The sequence below is a fragment of the Paraburkholderia sp. EG304 genome (assembly GCF_046543485.1).
GTDB lineage: Bacteria > Pseudomonadota > Gammaproteobacteria > Burkholderiales > Burkholderiaceae > Paraburkholderia > Paraburkholderia youngii.
The window spans coordinates 274,151-290,341 of the sequence record NZ_JBKGUA010000006.1 but is presented as its reverse complement, the minus strand read 5'-3'; the positions used below and the strand labels follow the sequence as shown (position 1 = coordinate 290,341).

General features: G+C 64.1%; 23 protein-coding genes. 18 read left to right on the top strand and 5 right to left on the bottom strand.

Features of this window, described 5'->3' with window-relative positions; genetic code table 11:
• Positions 1-76: 76 nt before the first annotated feature.
• From ACLFKU_RS10515 to ACLFKU_RS10435, 17 genes are all read left to right on the top strand, one after another.
• A complete protein-coding gene (locus ACLFKU_RS10515) occupies positions 77-1,222 on the top strand; it encodes a major capsid protein (RefSeq protein WP_410849037.1) in 1,146 nt (381 codons plus the stop codon).
• Complete coding sequence (locus tag ACLFKU_RS10510; protein ID WP_410849036.1) at positions 1,219-1,557, top strand: hypothetical protein; 339 nt, start codon at positions 1,219-1,221, stop codon at positions 1,555-1,557. Before ACLFKU_RS10515 ends, ACLFKU_RS10510 begins: the two co-directional genes overlap by 4 nt.
• Before the next feature lie 24 nt (positions 1,558-1,581).
• Positions 1,582-2,274: a hypothetical protein gene (locus tag ACLFKU_RS10505; protein WP_410849035.1), complete on the top strand. Its 693-nt coding sequence runs from the start codon at positions 1,582-1,584 to the stop codon at positions 2,272-2,274.
• A gap of 18 nt (positions 2,275-2,292) precedes the next feature.
• Positions 2,293-2,553, top strand: a complete 261-nt coding sequence (locus ACLFKU_RS10500; RefSeq protein ID WP_410849034.1) for a DUF2635 domain-containing protein — start codon at positions 2,293-2,295, stop codon at positions 2,551-2,553.
• Positions 2,550-4,034 (top strand): phage tail sheath subtilisin-like domain-containing protein, encoded by a 1,485-nt coding sequence (locus ACLFKU_RS10495; protein ID WP_410849033.1) that lies wholly within the window; start codon positions 2,550-2,552, stop codon positions 4,032-4,034. The genes ACLFKU_RS10500 and ACLFKU_RS10495 overlap by 4 nt, the downstream gene beginning before the upstream one ends.
• A gap of 13 nt (positions 4,035-4,047) precedes the next feature.
• Complete coding sequence (locus ACLFKU_RS10490; protein ID WP_410849032.1) at positions 4,048-4,422, top strand: phage tail tube protein; 375 nt, start codon at positions 4,048-4,050, stop codon at positions 4,420-4,422.
• A 13-nt stretch (positions 4,423-4,435) separates the two neighbouring features.
• On the top strand, positions 4,436-4,672 hold the full coding sequence (locus ACLFKU_RS10485) for a phage tail assembly protein (RefSeq protein ID WP_410849031.1): 237 nt from the start codon (positions 4,436-4,438) through the stop codon (positions 4,670-4,672).
• Between the two features lie 152 nt (positions 4,673-4,824).
• Positions 4,825-6,840, top strand: a complete 2,016-nt coding sequence (locus tag ACLFKU_RS10480) for a transglycosylase SLT domain-containing protein (RefSeq protein ID WP_410849030.1) — start codon at positions 4,825-4,827, stop codon at positions 6,838-6,840.
• Between the two features lie 5 nt (positions 6,841-6,845).
• Positions 6,846-8,177: a DNA circularization protein gene (locus tag ACLFKU_RS10475; protein WP_410849029.1), complete on the top strand. Its 1,332-nt coding sequence runs from the start codon at positions 6,846-6,848 to the stop codon at positions 8,175-8,177.
• A 15-nt stretch (positions 8,178-8,192) separates the two neighbouring features.
• Positions 8,193-9,254, top strand: coding sequence for a phage baseplate assembly protein (locus tag ACLFKU_RS10470; RefSeq protein WP_410849028.1), 1,062 nt, complete (start codon positions 8,193-8,195; stop codon positions 9,252-9,254).
• A gap of 5 nt (positions 9,255-9,259) precedes the next feature.
• A complete protein-coding gene (locus tag ACLFKU_RS10465) occupies positions 9,260-9,886 on the top strand; it encodes a phage baseplate assembly protein V (protein ID WP_410849027.1) in 627 nt (208 codons plus the stop codon).
• A 5-nt stretch (positions 9,887-9,891) separates the two neighbouring features.
• Complete coding sequence (locus ACLFKU_RS10460; RefSeq protein WP_410849026.1) at positions 9,892-10,323, top strand: phage GP46 family protein; 432 nt, start codon at positions 9,892-9,894, stop codon at positions 10,321-10,323.
• Between the two features lie 69 nt (positions 10,324-10,392).
• The gene (locus ACLFKU_RS10455; RefSeq protein ID WP_410849025.1) at positions 10,393-11,505 is read left to right on the top strand and encodes a baseplate J/gp47 family protein; all 1,113 of its coding nucleotides are present in this window, start codon (positions 10,393-10,395) and stop codon (positions 11,503-11,505) included.
• A 6-nt stretch (positions 11,506-11,511) separates the two neighbouring features.
• A complete protein-coding gene (locus tag ACLFKU_RS10450; RefSeq protein ID WP_410849024.1) occupies positions 11,512-12,108 on the top strand; it encodes a YmfQ family protein in 597 nt (198 codons plus the stop codon).
• A gap of 12 nt (positions 12,109-12,120) precedes the next feature.
• On the top strand, positions 12,121-13,056 hold the full coding sequence (locus ACLFKU_RS10445; RefSeq protein ID WP_410849023.1) for a hypothetical protein: 936 nt from the start codon (positions 12,121-12,123) through the stop codon (positions 13,054-13,056).
• 2 nt (positions 13,057-13,058) lie between these two features.
• Positions 13,059-13,484 carry a tail fiber assembly protein gene (locus ACLFKU_RS10440; protein WP_410849022.1) on the top strand — a complete coding sequence of 142 codons (426 nt, stop codon included), beginning with the start codon at positions 13,059-13,061 and terminating at the stop codon, positions 13,482-13,484.
• Positions 13,481-13,621, top strand: coding sequence for a hypothetical protein (locus ACLFKU_RS10435; protein ID WP_410849021.1), 141 nt, complete (start codon positions 13,481-13,483; stop codon positions 13,619-13,621). The genes ACLFKU_RS10440 and ACLFKU_RS10435 overlap by 4 nt, the downstream gene beginning before the upstream one ends.
• A gap of 17 nt (positions 13,622-13,638) precedes the next feature.
• Here the strand turns inward: ACLFKU_RS10435 and ACLFKU_RS10430 are convergent, their stop codons facing one another.
• Positions 13,639-13,935 carry a hypothetical protein gene (locus tag ACLFKU_RS10430; protein WP_410849020.1) on the bottom strand — a complete coding sequence of 99 codons (297 nt, stop codon included), beginning with the start codon at positions 13,933-13,935 and terminating at the stop codon, positions 13,639-13,641.
• A 321-nt stretch (positions 13,936-14,256) separates the two neighbouring features.
• On the opposite strand from ACLFKU_RS10430, the gene ACLFKU_RS10425 reads away from it, so the two are divergent.
• Positions 14,257-14,406: a hypothetical protein gene (locus ACLFKU_RS10425; RefSeq protein WP_410849019.1), complete on the top strand. Its 150-nt coding sequence runs from the start codon at positions 14,257-14,259 to the stop codon at positions 14,404-14,406.
• Positions 14,407-14,479: 73 nt separating this feature from the next.
• Here the strand turns inward: ACLFKU_RS10425 and ACLFKU_RS10420 are convergent, their stop codons facing one another.
• From ACLFKU_RS10420 to ACLFKU_RS10405, 4 genes are all read right to left on the bottom strand, one after another.
• Positions 14,480-14,722 carry a hypothetical protein gene (locus ACLFKU_RS10420; protein WP_410849018.1) on the bottom strand — a complete coding sequence of 81 codons (243 nt, stop codon included), beginning with the start codon at positions 14,720-14,722 and terminating at the stop codon, positions 14,480-14,482.
• Between the two features lie 158 nt (positions 14,723-14,880).
• Positions 14,881-15,540 (bottom strand): DNA ligase, encoded by a 660-nt coding sequence (locus ACLFKU_RS10415; RefSeq protein WP_410849017.1) that lies wholly within the window; start codon positions 15,538-15,540, stop codon positions 14,881-14,883.
• Entirely contained in the window at positions 15,537-15,740 is a 204-nt protein-coding gene (locus ACLFKU_RS10410; protein WP_410849016.1) for a hypothetical protein, read from the bottom strand. The genes ACLFKU_RS10415 and ACLFKU_RS10410 overlap by 4 nt, the downstream gene beginning before the upstream one ends.
• Positions 15,741-15,967: 227 nt before the next feature.
• A complete protein-coding gene (locus ACLFKU_RS10405) occupies positions 15,968-16,174 on the bottom strand; it encodes a hypothetical protein (RefSeq protein WP_410849015.1) in 207 nt (68 codons plus the stop codon).
• Positions 16,175-16,191: the final 17 nt, after the last annotated feature.

Here is a 16,191-nt window from a genome sequence, read left to right as displayed (position 1 = left end):
TTTTTCATCCACTGCCAACGAAGGCCGCCCCGGTTAAGTCCGGCGCGGCCTTCTTTCTTTTTCGGGGAGCCCGATCATGGCTGGCGAAATTCTCGACGTATTCCATCAGGACCCGTTCACGGCCATCGCGCTTACCGATGCCGTGCAGCGCAACCCGTTCCAGCCGGTCGGGCTTGGCGCTCTGAACGTATTCGAACCGAACCCGATCCGCACGAAGGCGCTCGCGGTCGAGCAACGTCAGGGCAAGCTCGTCCTGATCCCGTTCTCGGAGCGCGGCGCTGAAGGTACTCAGCGTACGACCGAGAAGCGCCAGATGCGCTACTTCGACGTGCCGCGTCTGATGCACGACGATACGGTCTACGCCGAGGAGGTCGAAGGCATCCGCGAGTTCGGCACCGAGAGCGTTCTCATGCAGGTAGAGACCGAAGTCGCGCGGCGTCTCTCGGGTCCGACCGGTCTCCTCGCGAGCGTCGAGTACACGAAGGAGTATTTGCGGCTCGCCGCGCTACAGGGTCTCGTGCTCGACCCGAAAGACGGCAGCGTGCGCTACAGCTGGTTCGACGAGTTCGGCATCGCGCAGCCCGCCGTGATTCCGTTCAATCTCGCCGCAGGGACCGCGAATACGCTCCGCCCAATCTGCAACGGGATCGTGCGCTCGATGGCCCGTAAGGCGCAGGGCGCGTTCACCGCGACGACGCGTGTCTATGCCCTCTGCGGCGACGCGTTCTACGACCAGTTCGTCAATCACCCTGACGTGATCCGCACGTTCGTCAACTGGTCCGACGCGCGAGCGCTGCGAGACAACTCGCAGGGCGCGGCTTTCGAGGCGTTCGACTTCGCGGGTATCACGTGGTTTAACTATCGCGGCTCGGACGACAACTCGACGATCAAGGTCCCGGACAACAACGTGCAGTTTTTCCCGGTCGGTGCTCCCGGCGTATTCCGCGAGGCAATGGCACCGGGCGAAACGGTCGATTGGGTCAACACGCCGGGCAAACCCGTCTACGTGCTGCCGATCTTCGATCTGCTGCGCCGCATGTGGTGGAAGATGGAAACGTACGCGTATCCGCTCTTTATCTGCACGCGGCCCGAGGTTCTGTTTCAGGGGACCGCCGCCGCGTCCGCTGCTGCCGGAGCCGAAGCGCGCGACGACGCTCTCGCGAAGGTCGGCAAGGCGAGCGGCAGCGAAGGCGGTAGCCACGGCGGCAAGGCGGCGAAGTGATCGATTGGGACTCGCTGCTGCTCGCGCCGGTCGAGGGCATCTTCGGGCAAAGCGCGACGTATAGCACCGCTGACGGTACGGTCACGGCGGCGCTAAACGGCGTGTTTGACGAAGCCGTGAACGACATCGACGTAATGGACGGCTTGCCGGTGACCACCAAGCGCCCCTGTTACGGCTTTCGCGTCTCGCAGCTACCCGTGACCGCGCAGCAGGGCGACACCCTGTTCGTTCCCGCCGCACCCGGCGCGCCGCTCGCCGATACCACCTACGTTATCCGCGAGGTGCGTATCGACGGCCACGGCTGGTGCTTCCTCCTGCTCAACGTCGCGGCCTGACGTTCGTTTCGTAGCTCCCTCGTCATGCGCAATATTCCCGACCTGCCGATGCTCGGGCGCAGGCAGTTGCGGCTCGCCGCGCTCGGCGCGCTCAACGGGGCGGGCCTCACGGATCGCGGTATGCCGGTCACGGTGCAATCGCCCGGTGACTGGTCCGTGCCTGCCGCCGTATTGCCGGTCGTCGTCGTCCGTACCGCTCACGAGGCCAAGGTATCGGCCACGCGCGGTATGCCCGAGTTCACGACGACTTGCTCGCTCGAAGTAAAGGCAACCGTCGAGGCCGCTACGGGGGCGCAGGCGCAGGACGCTATCGAGGCGCTGTGGTTCAGCGTCGAGCAGGCGCTATTCACCGACTGGTCGCTCGTCGGGATGTTGCAGCAGTTCGAGACGGTCGAGAGCGCGCTCGAAGTTCGCGCGGAGGGCTCGCGTCATCTTGCGGGCATCGCCGCGTCATTCCGTTGCGAGTTCTTCGAATCGTTCGACCCCACGGCAGACGTTCCCGCGCCCGGCACATGGCCCGCTGATCCGTCCGCGCCGGCACCGCTTGAACAACTCAACATTCACGCCGACACGATCTCGCCCGCCGACAAATCGGGCACCTACTCAAACCCGCCTTTTCCCGAGGCCGTTCCGCCCGCGCCTCGTACGCAGGGACCGGACGGACGCGACGAGGGAACGCTCGTCATCAACCCGCAGGACAGCCCGGCGCGTCGATAGCCGGAAGGACCCCACGCCATGCAAACGCTACGCATCCGCCCGGTTGCGGGCCGCGTCGTGCGCGATCCCGCATTGCACGACCTCATCACCGAACCTCGGACCGTCTCCGATACCTCGTTCTGGCGTCGCCGTATCCGCGATGGCGACGTAGCCCTCGATGCGTCGCCGCCAGCGGTGCCTGGGGCCTCCTCGCAGGCCGTAGAGGTGTCCGCTCCCGCGAGCAGCGGCGCGAAGTCCGCAGCCCATACGAAGCGCTCGACTGACGGAGGCCCGCAATGATCCCGTTCAAGCAGATTCCGGCCAATATCCGCGTGCCGCTCTTTTACGCGGAGGTCGATAACTCCTACGCGAATACGGCGCAGACGACGCAGCGCGCGCTCGTCATCGCGCAGATCACGTCGGAGGGTGCCGCGACGCCGAACGTCCCGGCGATCAGCCAGGGTAGTGACGACGCAATCAACGCGGGCGGACAGGGTTCGATGCTCGCGCTCATGCTCGCGGCGTATCGCAAGAATGACGCCTTCGGCGAGGTCTGGTACTTGCCGCTCGCTGACGCGGCATCGGCGACCGCCGCCTCGGGTAGCGTCGATATCACCGCCGCGCCGACCGCAGCAGGGACGCTCTACCTATACATCGCGGGCGTACGTATCGCGCAACCGGTACAGCCGACGCAGACCGTCTCGGAGATCGCGACGGCGCTCGCGGCGACCATCGGCGTAACGCCGGGGATGCCGGTCGCGGCGACGGTCAGCGCGGGTACGGTCACGCTGACCGCGCTCAACAAGGGACCCTGCGGGAACGAGATCGACCTACGCCTGAACTACCTCGGCGCGCCCGGTGGCGAATCGCTTCCGCCCGGCCTCGCCGTGACCGTTGTTCCGATGGCGGGCGGCGCGGTCGCTCCCGACCTGACGACAGCGCTCGACGCGCTCGGCGACGAGTCGTTCGACTTTATCGTCAGCCCGTATACGGACACGATCTCGCTCAACGCGTTGCAGACGTTCATGGACGATATCAACGGGCGCTGGTCGTGGCAGCAGATGCTTTACGGCCACGTATTCGCGGCGGCGCGCGGAACGCTCGGCGGTCTCGTCGCAATCGGCACCGCGCGCAACGATCCGCACGCCTCGATCATGGGCTTTAACGATAGCCCGACGCCCGCGTGGATTTGGGCGACGGCGCTCGCGGCCTCGTCAGCGGTCAGCCTGCGCGCCGATCCCGCTACGCCGGTCCAGACGCTACCGCTTATCGGCGTACTACCGCCTCCGGTGCAATCGCGCTTCACGCTCGGCGAGCGTAACTCGCTCCTCTATGACGGGATCGCAACGTTCACCGTAGCCGATGACGGGACGGTCGCGATTGAAAACCTGATCACGACGTATCAGGAGAACGCGTACGGCCAGCCCGACGACAGCTATCTGGAAATCGAGACGCTGTTCACGCTCGCGGCGGTCCTTCGTCGTCTGAAGATCGTCATCACGAGCCGGTACGGGCGCGTAAAGCTCGCCGACAACGGGACGCGCTTCGCGGCGGGTTCGAACATCGTCACGCCGAACATCATCCGGGCGGACCTTATCGCGACGTATCAGGAGGACGAAGCGAACGGGCTCGTACAGGACAGCGCGGTATTCGCTAAAGAACTGATCGTCGAGCGCAACTCGGGCAACCCGAACCGAATCGACGTTCTCTGGCCCGGCATCCTGATCGACCAGTTGCGGATTTTCGCGCTGCTCGCCCAGTTCCGCCTGACCGCATCCTAAAGGGAGGTGTGCGATGGCAGACAACACTAACCGCCTCGCGGGGATCGCCTATATCTCCGTGAACGGGCAGAGCTACATGCTGGCCGGCGAACTGACGTACTCGCCCGGCGCGGTCGAGCGCGAGTCGCTGATCGGTCAGGACACGGTACACGGCTATTCAGAGAAGCCGCGCGCGCCGTTTATCTCGGGGAGCTTTCGCGATGCCGGGTCGCTGACGGTTGCGGACTTCAACGCGATGACGAACTGCACCGTGACCTGCGAACTCGCGAACGGTAAGACGGTCATCGGCCGCAATATGTGGACCGTCGAGGCGCAGGAGGTCAAGACGCCGGAGGCAACCTTCGAGGTGAAGTTCGAAGGGTTTAGCGGCTCCGTGACCGAGCAGTGAGGAGACCAGCTAAATGACCGAAAAAATAGTCCTGCTCTCGCCGATTGACGGCATCACGGAGATTGAACTGCGCGAGCCGACCGTCGATGAGATCGCCAAGGTAACGGACGATCAGAACAAGTTCGGGCCGGTGCGTGCAATGAAGAACCTTATCTCCGTGATGGCCGGCGTCGAGGTCTCGGTCGTCGGGAAAATGGGCGCTCGCGACTTCAATGCGTGCAATAAGTATCTCGCGGCTTTTTTCGAGTAGTCCCGCCGAACCTTCGCGACGTAAAGGCTGAAGTGACATGGTTCTTTCATTGGGGACCGCGCGACGCGGGCGCGCTGACGTGGACGGAGCTTCGCGAGTGGTACGGGCAGGCGCAACGTATCGCAACCATGCAGGCAAACCGGAGCTAGAACGTGGCGGCTAAATCTATCGAGTTCACAATCTCGGCGGTAGACAAGGCCACCGCGACCGTCAATCGGGTGAACCGTACGATTGCAAGGATGACGCAACCGTACGCGAACCTCGCGAAAAGCGCGCAACGCTTCGCGAAAGCCTCGGGGATCGACAAGGTATCGAAGGACCTCGGGAACGTCGCGAAGAACGCCCAGAAGGCCGCAGGCAGCATCCTGAAAATGGGCGCGCCGCTCCTCGCGATTGTCGGCGGCGGGACCATCGCGGGGATGACGGAGATGGTCACGCAGTGGGAGCGTATGGGCGCGGAGGCCGAGCGTACGTCGCGTCTGCTCGGCATCACCGCGAACCAGCTTACGACGATGCGCGGCGCGGCAACCCTGATGGGCGTCTCGTCGGAGTCGATGACGGCGGGCTTTCAACAGTTGCAGGATACGTTGCAGGACGCGCGCTGGGGTCGCAATCAGGCCGCGTACTCGACGCTTCAGGCGCTCGGTATCAAGCTCAAGCAGACGAAGGACGGCACTATCGATACACGCGCCGCAATGGGAGACCTCGCGGACGTGTTCCAGCGTATCCAGAAGCGCGACCCGGCAGCGGCCCGTAACCTCGCGCGCAATCTCGGCGTGGAGCAGCTTCTACCCGTACTCGTTCAGGGACGCGCGGCGCTCGACCGCTACGAGCGCGAGGCGCAACGCTTGCGCGGGACCTTTACGCCCGAGATGGCCGCTCGTGCGCAGGAGTTCACGCAGTCGATATCGGGGATGGGGCTCGCTATCGATGGTCTCAAGTCGTCGATCAGTGACCGCCTCGCGCCGGTACTGCGGCCCGTCATCGAGCGCATCACCGAGTGGATTGTCGCGAACCGGGACATGATCGCGCAGAACGTCGGGCAGATGGTCTCGAATATCGCCGATGCCGTCTCGAAGCTCGTTCAGGGTATCGACTGGCCGACCTTTATCCGGCAGATGGGCGAATCGATCAAGGGCGTAGCCGCGTTCGCCGTCGAGGTCGTCAAGGTCATAGATGCGCTCGGCGGGTTCAAGACAGTAGCGACGGCGGTCGCGGTCTTTATGGCCGGCTCGTTCCTGACGAGCGTCGTATCGAGCATCGGCACGATTGCGACCGTCCTGCGCACGCTGACCGCCGTCATGTGGGCGAATCCGCTACTCGCCGCGCTCGGCGCGATCTCGCTCGCGGTCTACGAGGTCGTGACGCACTTCGACGAGCTAAAGAAGATCGTAACGGGCCTTCCCGCGTTCTTTAGCGGCTTGCCGGCGCGCTTGCGTAGCTGGCTCGGTATGGGCGGACCGACCGCGCCTGCCGCGCCTGCTCAAGCGCCCGCGCCTGCGGCGGGAACGACCGCGACGCCTGCGGGGGCAGTCGCCGCCGTACCTCTCGCGGCGGGTGCGCCCGGCGCTGCCGGCGCTCCTCCTGCTGGCGCGATGACGGCAAGCGTTGCGGAGTGGTCGAAGAAACTCGGCTTCGCGAACCTTGAGAAGCAGAACGGCTTGCCTGCCGGAACGCTTGCGGCGGTCGCGCAGGTCGAGTCGGGGGGCAACGCGGCAGCGGTCAGCCCGAAGGGCGCAATGGGGCTCTTTCAGTTCATGCCGGCGACCGCGCGTGAGTACGGTATCAACGCGATGGACCCGGCGCAGGCAGCGGGCGCGGCGGCGCGGAAGCTCGGCGGGCTGCTACAGCACTATCACGGCGACTTGCGGATGGCGCTCGCCGCGTACAACTGGGGCGAAGGCAACCTCGACCGCAAGGGAATGGGCGCGGCCTCCGCCGAGACGCGCGCGTACGGTCCGAAGGTTCTCGCGGCAATGGGCGGCGGCTCGCAGGTCGCGCCGCTTCCCTCGCTGAACGTCGCGCCTCCGCAGAACGTAGTCGTGCCCGCGCCGGTCGTCACCGTCTCGAATCAATTCCACTACACGAGCAACGGGCAGGCGAGCGTCAGGACCGAGACGCCCTCCGGTCTGAAGATCGAACGCTCGATGCCGTCGATGGCAGGCTAAAGACCATGATCGCCGCTCCTTCCTCCGCGCCGTACTTCGGCGAGCTTCAGCGCGCCTCGTGGCGAGGGATTCCGTTCGCCACAAAGAGCGGGACGCTCAAGGTAGGCCGGCGCGTTGCGGTCCACGAGTATCCGTTCCGCGATGACGTATGGGTCGAGGACCTGGGACGCGCTGGCCGGCGTATCTCGATCTCGGGCTTTCTCGTTCAGGACGCGGCGTACGGTGGCGGCGACGTAATCGCGCAACGCGCGGCAATGATCGCCGCGTGCGAGACGCAGGACAACGGCGACGGCGAACTCGTTCACCCATCGCTCGGGCGGCTGACCGTCTCTCTGCTCGACTTCGAGTGCGAGGAGAACGCCGAGCAGGGGCGCGTATTCGAGGTTCACTTCACGTTCATCACGGCGGGTAAGCAGCAGTTTCCGACGCTCGCGATTGCGACGCAGGCGCAGACCGGCCTCTCGGTCGTCGCCGCGTTCGCCGCCGTCGCGCAGGACTTCGCGAACCAGTTGTCGTCGCTCCTCACGACGCCGCAAGTCGTCGCCGAGCTTGAGCGGACCGCGCAGGCGTTCGTCAATAACGCGATATCGATCACGCAACGCGCGACGAACCTCGTCTCGATGGTTGCGTCGCTTCCCGGCGAGTTCGGGCGCTACGTGGGGCGGTTCACCGCGAACGTAAAGAACCCGCTCACGACGATGGCGCAACTCTCGGGACAGGTCGCGCAGGCGCATCAAGCGGTCGCGATCTCAGGCGGCGCGTTGACGAGTGCCGCAGCGGTCGCGAACTACTCGGGCATGAGTAGCGCGGCGCACTCGCTCGTCGGAGCCGTCCAGAGCGCGAACCCCGATCCGCATCAGGCGGTGCAATCGCTCCTCGACCTTCAACGGGCGACGAACGCCGAGCCCCGCGCGAGTACGCACCTTACCGAAGCGAACGAGGCGAGCGTCGCGCTTTACCGGCGTAGCGCCGTCATTGCGCTTGTAGGGAGTACCGCCGATTACGCGCTGACCTCCTACGACGACGCGCAAGCGTTGCGCTCGACCGTTTGCGCGGCGCTCGATACGGAGATCGTTAGCGCCGCCGATAGCGGGTGCGACGCGACGTATCAGGCGCTTCAGATATTGCAGACGGCGCTCGTTCAGGACCTGACGACGCGTAGCGATTCGCTCGCGACCTTGCAGGAGGTCCGCACCGCGCAATCGATGCCGCTCCTTGTGATGGCGTACCGGCTTTATCAGGACGTATCGAAGTACGACGCGCTCGTACAACAGGTGAACCCGATCAATCCGGCCTTTGCTCCCGCGACGTTTTACGCCGCGCTTCCTTCGGCCTGACCCGGACTCTCGAAGATGGACGACGTTTCGCTCACCGTAGGCGGCGCGACCGTCTCGGGGTGGACCTCCGTGCGCGTTACGCGCGGGATGGAGCGTATCCCCGCCGACTTCGATATCGCGATGACCGAGCGCTTTCCCGGTGCGACTGACGTACTCGTCAACGAGGGTGACCCGTGCGTGCTCTCTATCGGCGGCGATACCGTCATAACCGGCTACGTGGATCGGGTAGGCGACCAGTTCGACGCGCACAATCACGCGCTCTCGATCTCGGGTCGCGGCAAGTGCGAGGACCTGATCGACTGCGCGGCGCAGTACCAGGGGTATCAGTTCGAGAAAATGACCGCCGCGCAGATCGCGACGGCGCTCGCGAAGCCGTTCGGCATCAACGTCAAGGCCGCCGAGGGCGGGCTCGTCGTCCCGCAGTACATCTTCAATGTTGGCGATACCGCCTGGTGCGTCATCGATACCGTCTGTAAGTTCTCGCAATTGCTCTGCTACGAGGACGCGGACGGCGATCTCGTCATCGGGCCGATAGGGACGCTCGAAGCGGAGGGCGGATTCGCGCTCGGCGTCAACTGCGAGCGCGCCGGCTACCTGCGCGATATCTCTCAGCGCTTTAGCGAGTACCGGGTCTTTGGCGTAGGGTCTGCCGCGTTACAGGACGCGGGCGTACAGCCCTATATCGAGCAGACGTACCTCGACGATACGATGCCGCGCTTTCGCCCGAAGGCGTTCATCGCGGAGACGAACGACGCGGGCGCTCAGGTCTCGAAGCAGCACGCGCTATGGGAGTGCAACCGGCGAATCGGGCGCGGCAATATCGTCACCGTGACTACCTCGTCGTGGCGCGATAGCGCGGGACAACTCTACGCGCCGAATACGCTCGCCGCGCTCTCGTTGCCGCAACTCAAGCTCATAGACGGGCAGAAGTTTGTAATCGGCGAGGTGACCTACCGGCGCGCGATGAACGGTACGGCTTGCGACCTCGTTCTGATGCCTCCGCAAGCATTTATGCCCGAGCCGATTAATAACCTGCCGATGGCGCAAGACGCTGCCGCAGCCCTCGGAAAGCGCTAATCGTCGTGGATTCCCTTTTCTGGAGCATCGTGCGCTCGCTCTCGCGCGGACGGCTCACGCGCGTTGACGATAAAGGCTCGGTCCAGCTCGTACAGATGCAACTCTCGGAGAACGAGACGCGCGACGCGACGCCTCGCCTCGCCGAGTACGGGTTCCAGTCGAACCCGCCAGCAGGTAGCGACGCCGTTGCTGTGTTCCTCGCCGGCAAGCGTTCGAACGGCGTCGTGATTGCTTGCGGGCACCAGCAATACCGTATGCGCGGTCTCGCCTCGGGCGAGGTGGCGATCAGTGACAACAAGGGGCAATCCGTCTACTTGAGCGCGGCGGGCATCGTGGTCAACGGCGGCGGCTTGCCGATGAAGATCACCAACACGCCACAGGTGACCGTCGATACGCCGACCGCGCACTTTACGGGCGATATCAACGCGGACGGAAATATCACGAGCGGTAAGAGCATCACCGCGAAGAACGATATCTCCGATCAGGGCGGCTCGAAAAGCATGTCGGGGATGCGCGCGACGTACAACTCGCACACCCACGCCGTTACGAACGTTCAGGGCGGTAGCAGCACCGTTACGACGAACGTGCCGAACCAGTTGCAGCGCGACGCCGCGAACGATCCGGGGACCTAAAGAAAATGGCTGACGTTACGACCATCTGGGATATCCCGGACATGCGCGGTGATTGGGCGATGGCCGGCCCGTCCCTCCAATCCGGCGACGACCTTCAGACGGCGGTACTGATCTCGCTCTTTACTGACCGTCTCGCGTTGCCGTCTGACGCGACGCCTGACGGCGACCGGCGCGGCTGGTGGGGCGACGATCCGCTCTATCCCATCGGCTCGCGCCTCTGGCTCCTCGGACGCGTAAAGGGGCCGCTCGACGTACCGCAACGCGCTCAGGACTACGCGCAGGAAGCGCTGCAATGGATGATCGATGACGGGGTAGTCGCCTCCTTCGATATCTCGGCGCAGTGGATCAACCCGAGCCGCCTCGACCTCACCGTTATCGCGAATCGCGCGGACGGGACGAGCGTCGCCATGAAGTTCCCGCAGGTCTGGAAAGGGTAGCCGCTTCCTTATCGGCCTTAACGGCCTTATCGGCCATATCGGCCACTCGACAATCGGCGCAAACCTGCTATGCCATTCTCGCGACCAACGCTCACGCAGTTGCGCAACGCGAGCGCGCAGCAACTCAACGCGGAACTGCCGGGGGCAGACGCGCTGCTGCGCTTCTCAAACTTGCGCGTCATTGCCGACATCGATGCGGGCCTCGCCTGCATGCTGTACGGCTACCTCGACTGGATCGCCCTACAGGCGACGCCGTTCACCGCGACGGATGAATATCTCGAAGCGTGGGGCGCGCTCAAGGGCGTAACGAAAAAGCCCTGCGCGCAAGCCTCGGGCTCGATCACCTTCACCGGCACGAACGGGACGACGCTCCCCGCCGGCTGGACGATCACCCGTAGCGATAACGTCGCCTATACGACGACGAGCGCGGCGCAAGTCGCCAACGGCACCGTGACGGTCACGGCGAGCGCGAACCCCGATCCGCAAGGATTGACCGGCGCGAACGGGAACTGTCAGGCCGGGACGCAGTTCTCGCTTGCGAACGCGATCCCCGGTATCGACTCGACCGGAACGGCAGCAACGGCGTTCACTGGCGGCGCGGATATCGAGAGCGACGACGACTATCGCGAGCGCGTCCTCTACGAGTACCAGCACCCGCCGCAGGGCGGCTCCGCTTCCGATTACGTCGAGTGGGCGCTCGCCGTTCCCGGCGTTACTCGCGCGTGGTGTACGCCGAACGGTTACGGCGCGGGGACGGTCGTCGTGTACGTGATGCTCGACGAGGCCAACGCCGCAGAAGGCGGCTTCCCGCAAGGCACGAACGGCTGCGCGTCGAGCGAGACGCGTGGGACGCACGCGACCGGCGACCAGTTGACGGTAGCGAACGCGATCTATCCGCAGCAGCCGGTGACAGCACTCGTGTATGCCGTCGCGCCGACCGCGCAGGCGATCCCGATGAGCGTCAAGGGCGTAGCCGTCCAGTATCAGGCGGCGGTCACTGCTGCGCTACAGGCTCAACTCCTCGCGGACGGTCAGCCGGGCGGCGTTATTCCCGTCTCGCATCTATGGAGTGCGGTCTCGTCCGTTCCCGGCGTGAATGACTTCGTGATTCTTTCGCCGACTGCGGACGTGCAACTCGCGACCGGCGCTCTGCCGACGCTCGGCACGATTACGTGGAGCTAGAGCGATATGACCGCACCGCGTAACAGCGCCGCCGACTATTCGGACGTGCTGCGCAAGCTCCTGCCTCGGGGGCGCGTATGGACGCGCGAGGACGACGGGACACAGGCGGCGGTACTCGACGCCCTCGGCGTGACCGCAGAGGCGCTAGACAGCGCGGCGCTGACGCTCATTGCCGCCGCTTTTCCGGGGACCGTCACGGACTTTTTACCCGAGTGGGAAGCAACGCTCGGACTGCCCGACCCATGTACGGGCGCGGACCCCTCGACGCAGCAACGTCGCGCGCAGGTCGTCGCGCGCCTGACAAACGCGGGCGGCCAGAACTCCGCCTTTTATATCGAGTACGCCGCCGCGCTTGGCTACGAAGTCACGACGACCAATTACGCGCCGTTTCGCGCGGGACAAAGCCGCTGCGGACAGGCACTCGGAACGCAGGACTGGTTTTTTACGTGGTCAATCAACGCGCCGACGAACTCCGTTACTCACTTCGCGGCGGGAGAGTCGGCGGCGGGCGATCCGCTCGCGACGTGGGGTAACGCGGTGCTTGAGTGCGAGATGAACGCGCTCAAGCCGGCGCACACCATCTTGCAATTCCACTATTCATAGGGGACTGGCGTCATGTTCCAGATCGACAACTCGACCGCTGCCGGTACGCAGCCGCCCTCGACGCCGGCAGGCACGGCGGGGTTCTTTACCGATGGCAATCCGGCCTCAAATCAACCGGCGACTATTGTCCCCGCCGAGTGGCTGAACTCGATGATGATGGAACTCGTCAACGCGGTGACGGGCTCGGGGCAGACCTTGAATAAGGCCGCTTTTAACCAGCTCTGGACCGCGATGCAGACCATCGCGAAGAACCCCGGTGTCACGCCGCCACAATTCGACAACACCACGAAAACGGCCACCACGGCATTTGTGAAAACGGCGCTCGGGAGCTTTTCTGATGCGCCGATATTGAATGCGGCAACGGTACTGACAGCCGCCAATATCGGGAAACTTCACATTTGCGCGGCAGGTAGCGGAGCCGTAACGATGACGCTCCCGCCCTCGGCGGGTATCCCTACGGGGTCGTTTATCGGCTTCACGAACGGAAACGCGGGCGTGGTGACGCTCGCGCCGCAAGGGAGTGATTCGCTGTGGTTTTCGGGCGGTGCTTCTGGCAATCAGAAACTCGCTCAAGGTGACAGCGCGTTTCTCGTTTATCAGGGCGGCGGTGTTTGGCAAACTTACGGCGGCTCGACACAACTTGGGTCGTCGACGGGTGTTTTCGGCGCTTCCATCGCCAATAACGGCTTTCAGAGATTGCCAGGCGGCATGCTTCTGCAATGGGGCTTAACTGGAGCCTCAGTCGTCGGCGGCAGCAGCGTTTATTTCCCCGTGGCTTTCCCCCATGCACTATTGGCGGTGGTGCTTGGTGGGCCAACATCGGGGCCAGCCTTTGCCACGGTGGGGAATACCAGCCAGAACGCTTCAGGGTTTCCCTATGCGGTATGGAATAACACTAACGCGGCTGTCGCCGGGATCGGATCAAGCTATGTAGCAATGGGGTATTGAACATGGGCCAAAAATACGCACACCTCGACGCCGACCGTATCGTGATCGGCTTCTACGACTCGGACATTCACGGCGAGAACGTTCCCGCCGACGCCGTAGAGATCGCCGACGAAACATGGGCGACGCTGCTCGACGGACAAAGCGCCGGCAAGCGTATGAGCGTCGATGAAAACGGCGGGCCGGTGCTGCTCGATTACCCGCCGCCTACTGACGAGCAGATCGCCGTGATAAACGGCGCGGAGCGTTCGGCGCGCTTGAGCGTAGCGTCGAGCGTAGCCGGCGCGCTAGAGGATGCAGTCGAGTTCGGGACGGCAACCGAGGCGCAGGCGGCACTCCTCCAACCGTGGCGCAAGTACCGCGCTCAACTCCTCGCCGTAGACCTGACCGCGTATCCCGCGCAATGGCCCGACAAGCCCGCGATGCCGTGACTAAGTTCCTCGTCGCGCTCGCCGTCGCGCTCGTGCTGCTCGCCGCTTGTACGATCATCTATATCGAGGGCAGCAGCAACAGCGTGACCGATACGGGCGGCCATACGGGAACGCTCCCCGCACCCGCGCAGAAATAGCCGCGCCCCCGCGCAAGTCAGAGGGGCCGGCACCACCACGATTGACCGTAGGCAACCTCGCCGATGAACTCGATACCGGTCAGCACGAAGCCGTTCGGGCCCATCCAGCTAAGTTCAACGTCATGCAGGGGCGGCAACGGTTGCTCGTCTGCCGCGCCCGATTGCTGGAAGGCCGCGATCTTCGTCATCCGTCCGTATTGCACGGATTGACCTTGCGTAATGGTCAGATCGCCGGTAACGGGCTCGGCGCTTTCGATCTTTCGCTTATCGCGCTGCTTGCCGCGCTCGCGCATTGGTGTGGCGTGGACTTTCATCTCTTTCGTACTCGCTACGTGAAGGACGTAGCGTAGCAGCAAGCGCGGGACCTCCTCGAAAAGCCCGAGGTCAGAAAAAGAAAAAGCCCGCAGGAGGGGCGGGCTGAAAAGCGAAGGTTCTCGCGCATTCGCGAGGCGAAGGAGGGGGCCTCGCGGACAAGATCGATTCTAGGTGCGTAGAGCGCCTGTCACAAGCCGCACGTAGGGTAGCCCTGCCTACAGTGCGCGCGCCCCATACGGGCGATATTCGCCCGTTTCCCTGCTGCGTTCTCGCAGCGCCTTTGCTGTTGTTCTCCTCGTCGTTCCTTCTCGGAGGCAAATATGGTCACGGTCTCTCTCGTCCTGCTTGTCGTCGCGCTCGTCCTTTTCGCGCTCGCGGCGCTCTCGGTCCCGGTGCCTCGCGTCAACCTGATTGGTGCGGGCCTCGCGGCCTGGGTACTCGTCGAGCTAGTCGGGCACTTTGCGCGCTGACCTCGCCCGCTACAGACGAAAAAAAGCCCGCGCAAGGCGGGCTTGTTCGAATGGCGGGCATCGGAGCCAGTCTCTAGTCCTCCTGCGCAAAGCTAAGGTCTTCAGCGACCCAGAGACGCAACGCGTTCCCGCGCGCCGCGAATTCGACCATCGGCTTATTCGTTGCGATGTTCGTCCCGGTACGGCTGAAGTGGTAGTGGTCCCCGGCGTATTCGAGGCTCATCATCTCGCCGCTCGCGTCGCGCTCGACGCTGATGGGGCGCAAACCCTTTGCGCGGTCATTCGTATCTCTAACCAGAATTTGAAGCGTTTCCATATTCGAATCTCTGTTCCGTGCGGCGGGCCAGTCCCGCCGCCACGGGAAACCGAATATCTGGTGGACTCCTGATGGAGTGCCAGAACTTTTCAGGGAAGTTACAGTGATGGTCGGTGCGGGCGAGGTCGCGCTCGCGGCCCCCGAGCGTTCCTAGACTGCTACTGCGGCCCCGTACGTGTACGCCCGAAGCCGAGCGCCTCGGGCCGGCTATACCCCTCGTACTTGATTTTCAGCCACTCCCTCGACCGGCCTCGCCGGTACGGCGCGTCGAGCCGCTTCCCGACCATCCCCTCAAGGTCGAGCGCCCGTACCTGCTCGAATACCCATTCCCCCGCCGCGACGATTCCGCTCACGTAGACGAGCGAGCCCCTATCCTGAAAGCTCTCCCGCAGTACCACCTTGCGCTCGACGAGCGGCAACTGCCGCAGATCGGTCTCGTCTCTCGCGAGGGCGTCGAACACGTAGAGCCGCGCGGGGTGCTCGCGCATCGCCGCACGTACCCGCAACGCGACGGAGGTCCGTGCGCGCTTCTGCAAGCGCTCGAAGGACGGGCGACCGTTGTCCTCATCGACCGTTAGCTCGGCATCCCATACGAAGTCACCACGCACGGCGGCGACCGCCGCCGCGATCTCGGGAAAGGAGGGGTTTAGGAGATTGCCTTGTCGCGAGATCAACGCAACGGTGCCGGCGCGCTTGCGAACGAGGCAACGGTAGCCGTCATACTTGAGTTCGAACAGCCAGCCCTCGCGCGAGAACGGTCGGGCGTACCGCGTCGCGAGCATCAGGTCCGCCGCTTCTATCAGAGGAAAGGCGCTCACAGCGAGGTCGTCGTCTTTGCGTCGATATAGGCAAGTTTTACCCAGGCGAAAGCCTGCGCGCCGATAAGCTCCTCGGAGCAGCCGGTATAGGCGCAGAAGTGCTCGAAGTCGTCCAACGCGGTATGGCCGCGCTCGTTCTTCTCAAGCGGTACGGCGTCGAGCAGGTTCTCCAGAAGCTCGACGGGTTTCTGATAGCACATGGGGACCTCCGGGGACGAAGAACCTCTATGGAGCAAGGCGGATTCCCGCTATAGCCACTCCCACGCGTATCCGGCCCGTACAAGCCGCTCGCGGGCCTCGTCAGGGGCGAGGCCCTGCATCCATCTGATGATCGGTGCGGCGCGTGTGCAACGCCAGCCGGTATCGGTCCGCTTCCAGACCGCGCCAGCAACAAAGCGCGGCGCGACTACGCGAAGGAGTCGCGTCACTATTCCTTGACGACTTCGAAAAGCGTCCCGGCTGGGACCTTCAGTACGGTTACATTCCGGTCGGGCTTTCCTTGCTGCCGGCTAAAAACCTCGATGACAGTGCCGAGGTGGCCGACTGGCGTCACGGAGACAACCTCCTGACGCACCATCCCCGCGTGCAGGTATACGTCGCCCGCCTGCAAATCCTTCGCTTCCTTCCTTGCCATGATGGTTCCTCCTTCTT